Origin of the sequence: Paenibacillus ginsengarvi, from assembly GCF_003626695.1 — a bacterium.
Lineage (GTDB): Bacteria > Bacillota > Bacilli > Paenibacillales > NBRC-103111 > Paenibacillus_AB > Paenibacillus_AB ginsengarvi.
Map to the genome: position 1 here is coordinate 102,127 of NZ_RBAH01000004.1, position 16,569 is coordinate 118,695.

Here is a 16,569-nt window from a genome sequence, read left to right on the forward strand (position 1 = left end):
AGAATTATTTTTGACAACGACCGGGAAGGATTTCTGTGAGCATTTGTCGAATTCGTGTAGGCTGTGGCCGAGAAACGCCATATCGCTATTCCTGTTGTATAATATAGAAAAGCTTCGGAACTTTAACGATAAAAAAAGGGACGCCCTCGTCCCGGCAAGGAGCGGCAAACGATGAAAAAATCTACGATAACGGCCCTGCTCTTGCTCCTGATCGGGATCACGCTGCTGCTGCCGTCCTTGAACGCTACGCGCGGCGGCGCCTATTACTCCGACCAGGTAGCGGTCCTTATGTATCATCATATCCATGATACCGACGAGAGCTCCTCGACGATCACCTCTGCCCTGTTCGAGCAGCAGCTTACGTATATGCGCGACAAAGGTTATCAGTTTATTTCGCTCGCTGAGTTCGAAAACTTCATGAAGGGCGGCGCCGTGCCGGACAACGCCGTGTTCGTCACCTTTGACGACGGCTACGAAAGCTTTTACAGCCATGCCTACCCGATTCTGGGTAAGTTTGGCGTGCCCGCCACCGTGTTCGTCATTACCGACAAGCAGGACAATCCGCAGGAGTACCAGCCGCCGTATATGACCCCCGTCCAGGTTTGGGAGATGACGTCGGCCCGGCCCGGCATCATCAGCGCGCAGTGCCATACGCATGGCATGCATAACGATCCGGTCACTCCGTATATGACGCACAGACTCGTAATCGACGGCGCCAAGGAGACGGAGGAGCAGTACCGCAGCCGTATCGCCGCGGATACAGCTGCATGTATCGAACGAATGACCCCGCTCGGGCCGGAGCCTATCAATGCGCTCGCTTATCCGTATGGCGTATACGATCGCACCTCGGCAGAGCTACTGAAGGAAGCGGGCATCGACTTCGCCTTCACGATCGTGCCGGAAATGGCCACCAGAAGCCGCAATCCGCTGCAAATTCCGCGCATTAACGCCGGAAGCCCGAACATATCGCCGGAGCGGCTGCATCAGACGATACTGCGCCGCATCGTGGCGAATCCGAAAGCTGCTTCCTAAAAGAGGTGATCCGTTCATGGACAGTCATTTGTTCGCTTACTTGTACCGGCTAAGATATATCGAGCGCTGGAGTCTGATGCGCAACGTGGTCCGGGAGAACGTCGCCGAGCATTCGTTCCACGTCTGCCTGCTTACCCATGCGCTGTGCACGATTGCCAACACCGTGTACCAGAAAAATGTGCCGACGGAGTCGATCGTAACCGAAGCGCTGTTCCACGATGCAACCGAAGTGATCACCGGCGACATCCCGACCCCGGTCAAGCATCATAATCCGAACATCCTGCGCAACTTCCGCGAGATCGAGCAGCTTGCCGCCGAGCGCCTTGTCGGCATGGTGCCGGATCATTTGCAGCCGGTATACCGCCCGCTGATCGAAGCGAAGAAGTCGAACCCCGAGCACGCACGTTATATCAAAGCGGCCGATCTGCTGGACGCCTACTTGAAGTGCGTCTCCGAGCTGTCGGCGGGCAACCGGGAATTCGCCGTCGCCAAAAAGCAGATCGAACAGTCGATCGAAAAGCTCGACATGCCGGAAATCCGCTATTTTTTGCAGCACTTTGCCCCGAGTCTCGAAAAAACGCTGGATGAACTGAACGGAGACGAAGCTTAAGAGACGCGGAAAAGAAAAAAACGGCCGGTTTGGCGGTATGAAGCGATAGACGCTCCCATGCCGCATAAATCGCCGCCCTTCATCAGCCGTTCCGCCGGGACCGGCTTTATTTGCCTTTATAGCGGGCATACGCCTGCTCATATACGTCCATCACTTGACCGAGGCCCATATCCCCCAGCTTCCTGACGTATTCGTCCCATTCGCTGTCGACGCCGCCCTGCACGATCCACTTGACGAGCATAGCCGATACGTAAGCGTCGATATCGGTATAATACCGCGACCGCTTCTCGTTTTCCTCCGCCGTAAAGTAAACGTTCGGATAGATGTCCTTCTCCATGTACGGCGCGTACAACCGGTCGAGCGCCTTCTTTTCTTTGCTGGCCGGCGACTCGAGCAGCTTGGCCGAGATGTCCTTCGTCACGGCGAACACGGACGTCGAGCCGGGCGACACCAGGTGCCGGTACTCCCCTGCCGTCATCCCTTCCGGCGCCGGCACGATTTCGAGCGAACCGTCCTCGCGATCGCGGACGTTCCCGTTCATCGCCTGAAGGCTGACCAGCGGATCGTACATATAATCGATCCAGCGCATCGTCACTTCCGGGTAGCGGTTCGACGAAGTGATCGCAAATGCGCCCTTGCTGAGCAGACCGACCGCCCCGCGGTTCCACAATCGATCTCCCTTGGGCCCTTGAAGCGGCGGCAGCGGCACATAATCGCTCGTTTCGATCGATTCGAAATACGAGTGCAGCGACCAGCCGGAGAAGGCGCCGATTTTGCCGAGTCCGGTTCGGATTTTCGTGCTGTACACATTGCTGTCCTGGGTAAAAGCTTCCCGGTCGATCAGGCCTTCCTCAAACAGCCGCCTGAAATAGCGGACCGCCTCGCGGTATTCGGGCTGAACGGGGGAAAACAGCACTTTGCCGTCGCGCAGCACGATATGGTCCTGCTTATCCGTAAGCCCGAACGAACCGAACATCGAATAAATGCCCGTGTTCCCGTGAATGCGGAACGTGAACGGAATTTCGTCCGGTTTGCCGTTTTTGTTCATATCGTTTGCCTTGAACGCGCGCAGCGCCTCGAGAAACTGCTCCGTCGTTTCCGGCAGCGGAAGGCCGAGCTGGTCGAGCCAGCGTTTGTTGATAAACAGGCTGTCCTTGGACGACGGATAACTCTCGTCGATTGTCGGAAGCGAATAAATATGACCGTCGGGCGCGGTCAACTCCTTGCGGTATTCGGGACTGCGCTCCAAAATACGGTTTAAGTTCGGCGCGTACTGCTCGATCAGCTTCTCCAGCGGAATGAGCACGCCCTGCGTCCCATAACGGATCACTTCCTGATTCGACAACGCATAATGGCCGTAAAAAGCGTCCGGCAGCTCGCCGCTGGAAAACATCAAGTTTTTTTTCTCCGGCCAGCCGTTCGCGCCGTTCATCAGCCATTCGACCCGCACGTTCGTCCGGCGTTCCGCCTCTTGAAAAAACGGCAGCTGCCCGAACGGCTTCTGTCCGGATAAGCCGTACAAGCCGGCCATTTGCAGCGTTACCGGCCGCTCCGTAATCGGCAAACCGGTTGCGCGCAGCGTCACGGAGCCCGGTTGCTCCGTTTGCAGAGGCGTTTTGCCCGAGCAGCCCGCGAGGCTTCCCGCCAGCCATATAGCGCCCATTACGCCCGCCAGTCGGGCCGATACGTTGTTCATGAAGGTCCCTCGCCACCGTTTAGGTTTTGTGCAGCTTGCGGTACTCGCCCGGGGTCATGCCGACAAGCGCCTTGAACTTGCGAATAAAGCTGGAATCGTCGTAATAGCCGACCTGCTGCACGATCTCTTTGATGGAGAACACTTCTTCCTTGAGCATTTCCTTAGCCGCTTCGATACGAATATGGTTCAAATAATCCGTAATCGTGCGTCCCGTCCTCTCCTTGAAGTAGCGGCTTATATAAGACATCGACAACGACAGATCGTCCGCCATTTTCTGAACGGAGAAATCGCTTCCGTTGTAGTGGGTCTTCATATAACCGATCAAGGAAGCCATCAGCCTGTCCTCTTCCGGCGATTCGTTCTGTTCCTTCGCCAGCGCCAGCTCCACGCATGCTTCCGTTATCAGCTCGGCCAGCTCTTCTACCGTATCGAATTGCATCAGGGTAAGCACATCCGGGAATCGGGCCGGCCGCTCGGGAAATTGTTCCCGAAACGCGTAAGCCGTATCCATCACCGTATTAATGATGTCGTAGCAAACGCAGCGGGCTGCGAAAAGCGTCATTTCGCTTTGCTTGATCTTGTCCGCGATGCCCTGCACGGCCGAAGCGATTTTGTCCGATCCGCCCTGACGCAGCAGCAAATTAAACTGCTCGAGCTCCTGTCTCGGAAACCAGTCGCCGAACGATTGGTCGTACGGAATGTCGCCGAAGTGGATCACTTTGTTGCTGCCGCGGATCAGCTTGTAGTCGATCGCCGTCGACGCTTCAATGAACGATCTTCCGACAAAGGTCAGATCGGCGTAGGACCGGCCGACGCCGATCGTCAGCCTGGACGCGAACGTCTCCCGCAGCCTCTGGTGCAGCCGCTCGAACCAGCCGGTAAGCTCGTCTCCCGTACAATCCGTGCAGGCGATATAAATATGCCGGGACTGCTCCAACCCTTCCTTGCGAAACGTATGGATGCGTTCCTCGCCCGCGCCTTGCATCTGTTCCGCCAGCTTGCCCAGCGCCTGCTCGTCGTGATCGATCCCGTCCAGCATAAATACGAGAAATTCGCCGTATTCGAAACGGATGCCGGCATCCGCGCACCGCTCCGCCAGCTTCTCCGGCGTTTCGATCTCGCCCTTGAGCAGACTAAGCAGCAGATGCTGCCGGATCGCTTCGCGGTTCTGCTCCATCGTTTGCCCGAGCTGGCGGTTCGATTCCGCCATCGAACTGATCAGCTTTTGCACGGCGTCAAGCTCGTTTTTCGGCCTGGGTCCTCGTCCGAGATACGCCTCGGCGGTTTTGGCCAAACGCCGGATCGGATTGTAATTGTAACGGACCACGAAGTACGTAATCGCCCCGCCCAGCAAAAAGATGAGCAAAATCGATTCGCCCCAGCGCACGGCCGCCTCGGTAACCGGATTCATCACGTCGGCAACCGGAAGCAGCGTCGCAAACGTCCATCCGGACTGGTCGGAATGCGTGTAAGACAAGTAGTAATCGCTTTCAAACAGCGAAACGATCGAGAAATTGGGGTGTGCCGTAATTTGCTCGTACAGATCATCCAGGCGCATCGATTCCGCTGCCGACGACGAAACGAGCCGGTGACGCTCATCGAACGCGTAAACCGCTCCTTTGGCGAGCATACTGGGCAGCCCCGCCGTATTCAGCAGGGCGTCCTCCTTGATTAGAAACAGCACCGTTCCGTACGGATTTTGGCTGCCGACCGGGATCGGCACCATGTAAGTAACGAAGCGGATTTCGTTTTGCGAGGACATCTTCACGGGCTCGGCAGGACGCAGAGCGGGCGATGACGACGTGTTCAGATCGCGGCGGAACCGTTCTTCGTTCCAATCGGAGTAGCGGTAGATGTCGTTGATATACAGCGGCAGCTGATACGTGCTAAGGGGCGAGTACAAAACCTCGTCCCCCCGGATGTACAAAAACAGCTCGTGAATAAAATCGTCCGTCATCTTATATTCCAGCAGCCGCTTCGCCTGGTAGCCGTTGTACAAACTTTGTCCGAGCGCATACGGGGTCAGCTCCGGATTCGAGGCGATGCGTCCGGCAATTTTGTTCATCGCAATCAGTTTGTCGTTGGCGCCCCGCCCAATCTGTTCCAGCATCTCCCTGTTACTCTGCTCGACCGTCCTGTTGATCATGCCTACAAGCTGGTTATAGCCGGAATAACCGAGCAGCATAAGCGGGAAAACGAGCAAAATGGCGGAGGAAACCATGTATTTATAGTAAATCGAGGTTTGCTTTAATTTCGCTCTCATCGAACGATTCCCCTTGCATCGACGGTAACGGTTCGTTTGTCTGGTTGTCCCGTTTAGACGATTTTAAAGCGGTTTCGCTGCGCTGTCAATCGAACCGGTCTGTGCAAATGCAGGCAGTCGCCTTACAGGCAGGAATGCACCTACCCGCCCTGCGACTGCCCTGCTCTATTCTGTACCGCGCCGTTATTGCTTCATCGACGCGATTTCCTTTGTTGCCGCTTCCTCCGCGTCCCGGAGCGCCGTGTTGACATCTTTTTTGCCCGCCGCAACGTCGGCATAAGCGTTATTCATATGCTTCGCGATCGCATTGTCATACTTGGTGACGAAGGAGGGCGTCGGCCGTTTGTCCGGGAAGAACGCTTTGACGTTTTTGCCCTTAAACCGTCCCGCATCCTGGTCGAATGCTTTCACGACGTCCGGCGTCCGTACGACCGGAATGGAGCCCCCTTGGGCGAACTTCTTCTGTACGGCATCGGAGGACAAATGCGCGAGCACCTCGAAGGCGAAATCTTTGTTTTTGCTCGTAGCGGCTATGTTCATATAGGTCCCGTAGCCTTGCGGGCCCACTCCGGGAGCATCCTTGAAGCTAGGCATCGATACCATGTCCCAGCTGTCGAAATCCCATTTCCCCGACTGGTACGCCATCATCGCGACGCGTTTTTCCTTGTTGAACACATCGGTGTTTACCTTCTCGTTGCCCGGAATTTGCTCGAAGCGGGCGAAATTTTCGATGAACGTTTTGAACAGATCGTTGTTGACGGTAATTTTGTTCGTCTGTAGGTTGTAGTAGGACAGCGACAGCTGGTTCACATTGTACATGAACGGATAACGCGTCGCGAAGCCGTAATATTGCACGCCGCCGTCGGTTCGGGTCAGCTTTTTCGCCAGGTCGTACGTCTGGTCCCAGGTCATCCCGTCTTTCGGGTAGGCTACGCCGAACTTGTCGAAAATATCTTTGTTGTAAAACAGCGCCACGCCGGCATTCGCCGTAGGCAGGCCGTACACTTTGCCGTTTTCGAGCAGCCGCTGGGAATCGATAAACGCCGGCTCGATCCGGTTCAGATCGTAGCCGTACTTTTTGATCAGATCGGAAATGTCCGAGATCAGCTTCGTTTCTACCAGCACCGGGTACGAGAATACCGAGTTAATGATGATGTCGATCGGATGGCCGGAGGCGATGATGTCCTGCGGCTCCAGTCCTTTGCCCGTAGCGAGCAGCTTGATGGACAGATCCGGGTATTTCGCCTTGATTTCCTTGCCTTGATCACTGTCGAGAAATGCCTCGAGCGTCGCGTTCGAGTTGGATGCATTGTAAAATACGAGCTCCTTCGGCTGCTCGACCTTCGGAGCCGCCGCCGGCTTGTCCGCTGTCTTCGGCGCTTCTTTAGTACCGGCCGACCCGCAGGCCGCCAGCAGCGAGATCCCGATCACCGAAGCGAAAACGTTTGCATATTTCATGAAAAAACCTCCCTTTTTGTAGGAAACGATGTGCGTTTTTACTTAAGAATGAACGGATCTCCGATCCGGCTCAGCCAGCCCGCAAGCTCCTGCTCCAGCCGTGCCGCCTCGCCCGATGCCGGACTATCCCCGAGCTGCTCAGGTGCAAGCTGATACGGGTCGGCGATGTTATCATACAGCCACCGCTCGGCAGTAGGGGCGCCGAAGCTTCTGCGGACAACGTACGTATACCGCTGCGTGCGGATGCCGCGATAGCCGAATGCCGCAATCGGCACTCCGAGCCGCTCCGCTTCCTCATGCTCCCGTATGCTTCCGGGATATTGGCAGATGAACGCCGAGGTCGGCCGTTGCCCTTCCAGCCCTTGAAAAATCGCAGAATAGTCCGTTCCCTGGATCGTGTCCGGCCGAGCGATGTCCATCAGTCCGAGCAGTGTCGGCACGATGTCCACGCTGTTGAATAGCATGTCCTCTTGTCTCGCCGCAACCTGACCTGGCCAGCGGAGGAAGAAGGGTACGGCGATCGCTTCCTCGTACCAGATGTTTTTATGATCGTTGTAGCCGTGAGCCCCCATTAGCTCTCCGTGGTCGGATGTGAGCACGACGATCGTATCGTCTACAAGCCCTTCGTCCTCCAAATGGCGAAGCAGCCTGCCGAACTGGTCATCCGTCCCCGTGACGGCGGCAAAATAGTTGCGCAGATGCTTGTCGCAAGCCGCGACTCCGTCTCCTGTCACGTTCGGTCGGTACGTAATGTCGGCGTCCTTGTACATCTCTTTATAGCAGTCGGGCACTTGCTCGAACGGCTGATGCGGCGGGTTCCACGACACGAACAGGGCGAACGGGCGGTCGCGGTCGCGGCTGCGAATAAAGTCGATGGCGACGTCGGTTTCATGCTCGGTCGACCATACGGCGGGCGTTATTTTGTCCGGCGTAATCTCCCAATAATGCGGCGACATATGCCGGTCGTTGGCGTTGTACGCATGCCAGAAGTCGAAGCCGAATCTTCTCGGTCCCGGCGGAATATAAGCATCCCAGTTCCGTGCCCCGGACTGCGGGGCCGAAACGGTATTCAGCTCCGGCAAGTCGAGATGCCATTTGCCGATATACCCGGTGCTGTACCCTTCCTCTTTCAGCACGTTGCCGATCGTAACGGCGTCGTCGTTCAATTTGATGGGTAAGCCGGTTTTACAGTTCGTCGTCACCCCTGTCGTCAGCGGGTAACAACCGGTCAGCATGCACGAACGGTTCGGCGAGCAGAGCGGGAAGCAACTGATCGCATGCGTCAGCGTCACACTGTCCGCGGCAAACCGGTCGATGTTCGGCGTGAGGACCGGATCTTCCTGAAACAAGCCTACCGCCTGCTTCCGCCATTGATCCGGGAATACGAACAACAAATTCGGTTGTTTCTGTTTCACTTGGTCTTTTCCCCCCTCGCACTAACTGTAATAAAAAACGCTTCCGCGCCGCCATAGGCCGCTTTTGGCCGCGATATGCGAGTTTTGACATAGGCCCTTTTTGCCCGCTGGAAGGCGGTTGAATGAGGGAAAGGAGCAACGAGCGCGTGCCGTCGCAGAAAAAAGAGCCCCATTAGGTTAGGGGCTCTTGCTCTTACCAACTTTCCTATTTATCCGTTTGGAGAAGCCGCTTCATCATCGCGGCCGCTTGCGCTCTTGTCGCATCGCCCAGCGGATCGAAGGAATCCGGAGCGCTTCCGAAGATGAGACCCGATTCGACCGAGAGAGCGACCGCTTCAGCGGCCCAAACGCTTATGCTGCTCCGGTCCGCGAACTTTTGCAGCAAGCTGTAATTCGCGTCTTTTCCCTTACTCTTATGAAGGTGTACGTAGGCCCGCCACATCATGACGGTCATTTGCTCCCTTGTAAGATGAGCATTAGGCTCGAAACGTTCCAGCGAAACGCCGTCTACCAATCCCGCCTTGGCAGCCGCTTTTACATATCCGCTAAACCAAGCTGCTTCGCCAACATCTTCAAAGCTGCGGCCGCCACCTGCCGACGAAGCTTCCAAACCGAGCGCCCTTACGAGCATAGCGGCGAATTCGGCCCGGGTAACCGTCTGATCGGGCATGAACGCCCCTGAGGCCGCTCCGTTGACGAGTAGCCGCTGGCCCATCCAGCTTATGTCGGCCGCTCCCCAATGTCCGGCAATATCCGCGAACGGATTCGTATAGGCCATAACGGCATAAGTGCCAGAGGACAGCACTTCAAACGACGTCTTGCCGCCGCTTGCGTTTCTTTGGCTCCATACGTACTTCCAGCCCGCATTGGCTCCCCCCCAGACGTATACCGCTTCTTGGCGGTCCGGTACTACGCCTGCCGGAAGCTCCACGATAATCGGATGCGAAGGCGATCCTACCAAGCCTGCCGTTTCTCGGCCACCCAGCGTTTCAAGCCATACCCTAATGGCATGCCCGACCGGCTTCAGACCGTTTCCGCTTTGACGTGCCGCTTCTTCATACGCCGACTTCTCCTCCGAGGCCGATGCCGCACCGAAGCCCAGCGAAACGGAAGCGCCCGGCGGAACGGATCCGGCCTCGAAAAGCTCCCACGGTATCGAAGCTTGCAGCGTCTTTGTTTTGAAGACTACGGTAGCTTTGCTGCTTTTCAGCTTTTCTTGAACATTCGTCGGAAGCTGAAGAACATACTCATCTCCTGCTTCCGTCACTTCGACGATCAGCTGCTTCTTCCCGTCCGCACTTGTTTGCAATGCTTTGGCAATCGCATCGCTCTGCAGTGTAACGCGCAGCCCCGATCCGCCGTTTCCGCCGGCGAACGATTCGGTTTTGGTTAATGCAGGTTCTGTCGGCGTGTAGCCTCCTCCGGAATAACCTCCCGGATTCGAGCCCTCCGTTGTTCGTTTCACTTGGATCGAGTATCCCCGGACGGTCTTGCCGTCCTCGGCCATGACGCGAACCGCAATGTCGCCTTGGTTCGGAATGTTTACCGTTTTCGACTTGCCGCTTACCGATTGGACGCCATCAATAAAGAGTAACGCACGCGAATCGGCGGTTTCCGCGGTGATTTGCACCTGCCCGGCTGTTAACGGCACCGAGACGGAATAAGCCAGCGTGTCGGGATTGAAAGTTGGAGACAGCGTGCCTTCCTCGACTCGCAACGATTGCAATCGTGCCTCTCCCGACAAGACGGCGTTTGTGACCGAAAGCGAAGCTTCCGCCGCTCCGTTGCCCGCGGCGTCAAACACGGCTCCCGGCAATACGGTTATAGTCCCCCGGTCTTCCATCGGCTCGGTTAATGTGATCAGAATCGTTCCGGCTTGTTCTTTATAAGCGCTTCTCACCGCGGAGTCGATCAGATCGCCGCTGCCGTTCCATAACATTTTAGAAACATCGACCGCAGCGGAAACATTCTCGTCGAACATAAGGCGCACGATTCTGCCACCCGCCTCGGCGCTTGCGCTCACGGCGAGCGGTCCGCGATCGTCGCGTACGCCAACCGCAAACGTACCTTCATACCCTTCATTCATCCACACGCCTGAATAGCTTTGGAAATAATTCGGATTCACCTTCACGGTATAGCGGTCGCCGGCAGAAATTGCCGCTTTCGGCATGAATCGGACCATTCGCGCTAAATCTGCGCCGTACGGATCCACCGGATTATCGACCGGATTGACGAAAGCGAGCGCACCTTCTATCGTCCTGCCATCCGCTCCCGTCACCGTCACGGCTTGCGAAGGAAGTGCCGGGTCCGAAACCTTTACATACTTCGTAAACCCGATATCCACATAGCTGCCTCCGGCATAGGTTACACCGGTGACGGTCTGCACCTTGGGCGCCTCCCACGATACGAGTCCGGCGTTCACCTCGGTACGAGGCGGAGGAACGTCCAATTCCGCACTCTCCTGCGTGACGTATCCGTCCTTCTGCCAGACGACCTTCCACTTGCCTTCCGGCACGTCCCAGCCATACTTGCCGTAATCGTCGGTATCGTGCGGATTCGCTTGCTCGTACGGTCTCGAATCCCACACCGCCCATTCCTTGCTGTCCGGGTTTTGGTACAGAACAGTCGCTTTCACGCCGCCGAGCCGGTTTTCCGGAACGGCTTCATAAATATATCCGCTCGGGTCGTATATCCAGCGGGGACGCGCTATTTTGTACCGTTTGCGTTTGACCGGGTCTACATCCTCGTTCAGACATTGATTGTAGCCGGTGCCGATCGCGTTAATCTGTTCGTCGACGTAATTGTCGATCTTCGCCCCGATTACGGCCGATGTACCTGCTGCGGCCACCGCTCCCCCGCCGGTAAAGCCCATTGCTGCGGTCCACACGCCCAGCCCGAACTTGGCTACCTCGCCCCCGACGAGCGAGACTAACGCTTTGCCTGCCTGTTTGACGGTGCGCGGCAGCTCGGCGAGGCAATCCATTCCGCCCACTTGAACATTGTAAGTAATTTTATTAACTTTTTCGGCGAATCCTTTCATGCCGTCGTACTGGCTTTTGATCGAATTGAAGGTACCGAACTTATCGCCATCCGGTCCAAACTGCACGTAGGACTCCGTTACAACCGCGGCAAAGACGGGGTCCGCGTCGAGCACCTTTACGCCGCCAAACGAAGTTTTTAATTCCGCAGGCATCCCTTGCGGGAAAAGTACGCTCATCGGCATATAGCCCTTCGAAACGGTTTTGAAGCCGTCCGTCGTTTCCGTAAGCTCGAAGGAGCTATTGTACATCGGCACCCCCGAATGCTCGGCCTGTGCGACTTCTTCGCTAGTCGCCCTATAATTCGCATTCGGCTCGAGCTGTAGCGTTACGGTCATCGTCATGTTGTCCATCTGCGGGAAGGTCAGCTTCACCGTACCCGAATATTTCCCGTCCTTGAGCACGAACGGAGAGAGGACTTCCACCGTAAAATCACGCATCGCCAGTGGGACGGATGCCCGCAGCTCATCCATCGTCCTAGGCTTGCCGTCAAGCTGCACCGGTTCCGGCTTAGCCTCGAACTCTACATAAACGCTGCCCAGAGCTCCCCGATTGGTTGGAGCAAATGCCCGGAAAACCCCTCCGTCCCGAACCGCCTTTACAGGCTCTCCGGCCTGGCCGTCCAAATAGACATACGCGTTCTCGATACTGTCCGGCTTATCGAACTTCAGCTCAAACTGAAACGGATTGCCCGGTACGACCGTGTATAAAGGATTTGCGATTCCGTTCTTCGTATCGATCGTGATCCACTTGCCGTCGGGCGCTTGCGCCATAGCCATCTCCAGCAGGCTCGGCTTTTTCGTATCATAGCTGACATAGGAGGTTAAGGACTGCAGCTTCAAGCCGTTTGTTTCCACCTCGGCGCGGAGCGCGTGCATACCCGGATCGCCAAGATCGGGCAGCTCCACCTGGAGCGTCCAATATCCGTTTTGCGCCGCCGCCGCACTTCCCAGCAGTTCCCCGCCGTCGTACACTTTCACCGCGCTTTGCTTCGGCGCAACCCCGCTAATCGTCAGCTTCCGCTGGTAGACTCGTTCAGGCGCCTCGAGCGTCACAAGCGGTGCGTCAAGCAATATGGTGCCGATCGTCTCCTCGATTTGCGATCCGCCGATGGTCGCACGAATATGAGCGGAGGATCTCACCGAGCTTTGGTTAAAGGCCGGATCCGCCTTGATTTGGAAACTGACCGTACCGGACTGCTTCTTCGCCAGCAAACCGATCCGGATGCGCAGCGTCTGGCCGTCGAGAATCGCCTCACCGGTTTGCGGAACGCCGCTGACGACGATCCGGCCTGTGCCGTCTCTAACAACAGTCGTTCCCTCCGGTATATCGATCAGCAGCGACACGTCCTCTGCGTCGGCCGCATCCGCGTTTTTGTAGCCGACCTTGAACGTTACCGTCTCTCCCGGCGCGATCCGACTGTTCAAGACGTCGAAGTAGTTGCCGGAGTAATTTGCAAAAACGTTTCTTTGACTAAAACCGACTTGCCCAAGCTGTAAAATTTGTTTATCCGCCAACGTAAATTGAACGGTCGCATATTCGTATTTGACCGGGCGTACTTCTCCGACGCGTCTGGACAGCTCCATCACATAGGTGCCGGGCTCGGGCACATTAATATTGAACGTCCCGTCCGAATGGACATTGTTTTCTCCGATGTATGTCGAAGATGACTTGCGATTCCCGTTTTCCATTTTATAGAGCCATCCGGTTAAGGAGCCTTGATCGCCGGAAGCAAGCTTTCCTTGAATGCGCCCGCCCTTCTCCTCAAGATACAGCTTAGCCGTAGCATTGGCGTTCGCATCGAGCGTCACATCCGTGCAGGTTGTCATATACGCCGGCACCGTTCCCGTCACGCAAACGGACACCTGATCGCCGGGTGACCCTTGGAATTGGTACGCATTATGAAAATACCCGGTCATCCACCCAAACTTCGACTCCACCTTGGTCAGCATGCCCATCTGCTCCATGTCGACAGGCTCCCCGAAGTCGGTATCCTCGAGATATTTCAGCCGCACTTCCAGATTAACCACACCCCGGCTCGGCTGGTATACCGGAATATCCAATGGTGTCGTTTGACCTTCCGTCACTAGCGCCGTAATGATACCGTTCGTGCCGTACTCGTACGATGTCTCGTACGCTTCAATCCGAGCTTCGCCTTTCAGCAGCGACAGCATATACTCGCCATCCAGGTTCGTCCTTGCCTTACGAACAACCTGCTGCCCCCTGTACGTCTGAGTCGACGTGACGAGCGCGTTTCGAACGGCCTGCCCGTTCGGCGCCTTCACCAAGCCCCGCAGGATGCCCTCGCCTGGTGCCTTCAGCCGGATGACGGGTTCGTTAGTTCCAGGCATCAACACCACTTCTTGGTTCGGCACCGGCTCCATCATCATCTCGCCGATATCGAGCTTGGCGACGACCGTCTCCCCTGCCTTCAAGTTTTCGCCCCATCCGCTCCAGCCGTCGCCGCCGGTATAGAAGGAGCCGATAAACTTCTGCTCCGGGCCGAACAGTTCCAGCCGGACCCCGGATGCAGGCATTCCCGTCGGATCGACAACCTGAAAGCGGATTTTGGCCGGCCGCACGATCGTCATATCGACTTTTTTGCGTTTGCCCGCCTCCACCGGCACCTGCTCGAGCATTCCCCATACGTGGCGGTAATCCCGCGAACGAAGAACGAACGTATAGTTACCGCCTGGATACAATCCGTCTATAGTGATTGCATTCGAATTGGTCAGCAGTGCGACTTGCTCCCCGTATTGCATACTCATGGCGGAAAGTATGCTGCCGGCCAAATCGGCGTCGCCCCGGTTCGTAAACCCAAGCTCGATTGTTCCGGCCACTTGAAGCGGCAAACCGTCCGCCTGCTTCTCCTTCGCCTCGCCCGGCTTAAGCGGATCTACCAGCTTCACCGTTAAAGACTCAAGCCGGCTGACTCCATCCGCCAATTTCCACTCCCCAACGTAAGTTCCGGGGGATCCGGGGCGTTCCTTAAGCTCCAGCGACGCTTTGCGCGTCTCTTGCGACGTTTCACCCTCCCATGCCGAGTATGCCAGTTCCGCCGAAGCTTGCTTGTTCGGTTCCGCGAATGCAGTCACGGTCAGCTTGCTGCCCGGCATCGCGAGTCCGATGCGCATATTATCGATATCCCAAGAAACGCGAAAACCGCCCCCCGGATTTTCGCCGCCCTGACCGAGCTTGTAAGTCGGACCGCCAAAGCTTTCATTGAACTCCGCGTTTACCGCTTCCACCTGGAAGACAGGCTCGGTAACGGGATCAAGACCGGTCGCCGTAAACGTATAACCACCGCCGCCTGCGAACGGAACATAGCCGATAACTTGACCTTCCTTGTATACACGGTAGCCTAAAATACCGCTCGCATCCGAGGCGTTCTGCCATCCGAGCGTGACGGAATGATCCGTCCGGTTCGTCGCTTCCAGCTTGCTGCCCGCCGGCCATGCAGGAGCCGTCCCTCGAGAGGCGACGAAAATTCCGCTAAACTGTAAGTCTCCCGCCGAGCCGTATGTATCGATATATTCCGAGCTGTAAGCAACGAATTTTCCTCCATCGCCGACCGCCGGGGATAGACTCTGACCTACAACCCGATAAGGCGCGTTCTGAACCGTAACCTTGTAAGCAGCCTGTGCCGCAACGTCCGCAACATACGCTTCCTCCGGAATTTCGTCGTCCCCATTTAGCCACTCATGATCCAGGTGGAAGCCGACGTAGCGGCCATCTTTGCTGATGGAAGGGTTTACGCTGTCCCGGGTAAACGGAATGCCCCCCGGACCAACCGATACTCGAACGATGGACCCTATCCCGCGATTGTATACAAAAATATCTTTCAGGTCATTCTCATCGCCGTCAACCAAATTATTCGCATCCGATTCGAATGCGATCGACAATCCGTCAGCGCTGATCGACGGCAGCGTGCTGGCGCCATTCGCCCTTTCTCCGTTGATCCCGACGGTTATGCGCTCAAAGGAAGGGCCGCTTCCCAGAGTATCGTACACATAAATATGGCTATCGCCCCAGCCGTCTTCCTGACCGCCGGTCAGGTTGGCATTCGATTGAAAGGCGACGTAGCGGCCATCGGCGCTAATGGAAGGAGCTTCGCTGTCATCCCGGTCGAAATCCTGCATTCCCGCGCGCGTGCTGATCCGTTTCACAATCTTCTTTTCTTCGCGACTAAAAAGGAACACGTCGCGATAATTGTCCTGATCGTCCGCTACCAGCCCTTTTGCACTGGAATCGAATACAACATAACCGCCGTCGCCGGTGATGCTCACCCGATCGCTATGTTCGTAGCCCGTCGTTTCGATTTCCCCCGTAATGGCGGTAAGATTGCGTGTGACCCGATCGAACAAATAAAAACGCACCTTACTGTCCATAACTTTCTCGCTGCTGTATGAGAAAGCGATGTAGCGTGCATCCGCACTCATATCAAAATGCAGGATTTGATCGTAGGTTAAAGCGGCATTCGGAACCTGAATATCGTCCATGCTGCCCGTCACTCGATCGTAGACGGTAATAATCGGTTGAATCGACACCGGGTTTGTGTTAATCAACATCCGTTTGAACCCGATGTACTGTCCATTTGCGCTCAATTTCACTTCCTGAGATTCAGGCTCGTAGATCGTCGGTATCATACCCCGGTCTACCTTTGCGAGCAGATTCCATGACAGCGGCGGGGCAGGTATTGCAGCAACTTTCGGCCTCGCCGGTTTCATGCCATAAACTGCGTTCATCACCGCGTTCGCAACCAGATTGCCGAGCGGGTCTCCCCTCTCCGACTCGGCGGCCGACACGACCCCAAGTTCCGGAACCGTTAGCACGGCGGCCAGCAGCAACGCGGTCAGCTTTCTCCACATTCGTTTTCCATTTCGACTTAACAACTCGCAGCTCCCCATCCCATGATACAAATTGTAAATTATCGATACATTAGGTATCATTATAGCGAAGACATTACACCACCCATAGTGACGTTAGTACCAGTGCAAGTTTGAATTTCTCGTACAAATCCGTGTCTTTTGAACTATTTTCATAATCCCCTCATACGA

General features: G+C 56.1%; 7 protein-coding genes. 2 read left to right on the forward strand and 5 right to left on the reverse strand.

What is annotated here, in order from left to right; all coding sequences use genetic code 11:
- Window positions 1-171: 171 nt before the first annotated feature.
- Complete coding sequence (locus tag D7M11_RS07260; RefSeq protein WP_120746504.1) at window positions 172-1,032, forward strand: polysaccharide deacetylase family protein; 861 nt, start codon at window positions 172-174, stop codon at window positions 1,030-1,032.
- 16 nt (window positions 1,033-1,048) lie between these two features.
- Window positions 1,049-1,642 carry a 5'-deoxynucleotidase gene (gene yfbR / locus D7M11_RS07265; protein WP_120746505.1) on the forward strand — a complete coding sequence of 198 codons (594 nt, stop codon included), beginning with the start codon at window positions 1,049-1,051 and terminating at the stop codon, window positions 1,640-1,642.
- A gap of 106 nt (window positions 1,643-1,748) precedes the next feature.
- Here the strand turns inward: yfbR and D7M11_RS07270 are convergent, their stop codons facing one another.
- From D7M11_RS07270 to D7M11_RS07290, 5 genes are all read right to left on the reverse strand, one after another.
- The gene (locus D7M11_RS07270; RefSeq protein ID WP_120746506.1) at window positions 1,749-3,338 is read right to left on the reverse strand and encodes a type 2 periplasmic-binding domain-containing protein; all 1,590 of its coding nucleotides are present in this window, start codon (window positions 3,336-3,338) and stop codon (window positions 1,749-1,751) included.
- A gap of 19 nt (window positions 3,339-3,357) precedes the next feature.
- The gene (locus D7M11_RS07275) at window positions 3,358-5,601 is read right to left on the reverse strand and encodes a helix-turn-helix domain-containing protein (RefSeq protein WP_120746507.1); all 2,244 of its coding nucleotides are present in this window, start codon (window positions 5,599-5,601) and stop codon (window positions 3,358-3,360) included.
- Between the two features lie 183 nt (window positions 5,602-5,784).
- Window positions 5,785-7,059, reverse strand: coding sequence for an ABC transporter substrate-binding protein (locus tag D7M11_RS07280; RefSeq protein ID WP_120746508.1), 1,275 nt, complete (start codon window positions 7,057-7,059; stop codon window positions 5,785-5,787).
- Window positions 7,060-7,097: 38 nt separating this feature from the next.
- Window positions 7,098-8,474, reverse strand: coding sequence for a sulfatase family protein (locus D7M11_RS07285; protein ID WP_120746509.1), 1,377 nt, complete (start codon window positions 8,472-8,474; stop codon window positions 7,098-7,100).
- Window positions 8,475-8,679: 205 nt separating this feature from the next.
- A complete protein-coding gene (locus tag D7M11_RS07290) occupies window positions 8,680-16,404 on the reverse strand; it encodes an S-layer homology domain-containing protein (protein ID WP_240040989.1) in 7,725 nt (2,574 codons plus the stop codon).
- Between the last annotated feature and the right edge of the window lie 165 nt (window positions 16,405-16,569).

What these genes read in the sequence shown, in the direction of transcription:
- D7M11_RS07275 (WP_120746507.1), bottom strand. Translation starts at nt 5,601, where the DNA reads ATGAGAGCGAAATTAAAGCAAACCTCGATTTACTATAAATACATGGTT.
- D7M11_RS07260 (WP_120746504.1), top strand. Translation starts at nt 172, where the DNA reads ATGAAAAAATCTACGATAACGGCCCTGCTCTTGCTCCTGATCGGGATC.
- D7M11_RS07270 (WP_120746506.1), bottom strand. Translation starts at nt 3,338, where the DNA reads ATGAACAACGTATCGGCCCGACTGGCGGGCGTAATGGGCGCTATATGG.
- D7M11_RS07280 (WP_120746508.1), bottom strand. Translation starts at nt 7,059, where the DNA reads ATGAAATATGCAAACGTTTTCGCTTCGGTGATCGGGATCTCGCTGCTG.
- yfbR (WP_120746505.1), top strand. Translation starts at nt 1,049, where the DNA reads ATGGACAGTCATTTGTTCGCTTACTTGTACCGGCTAAGATATATCGAG.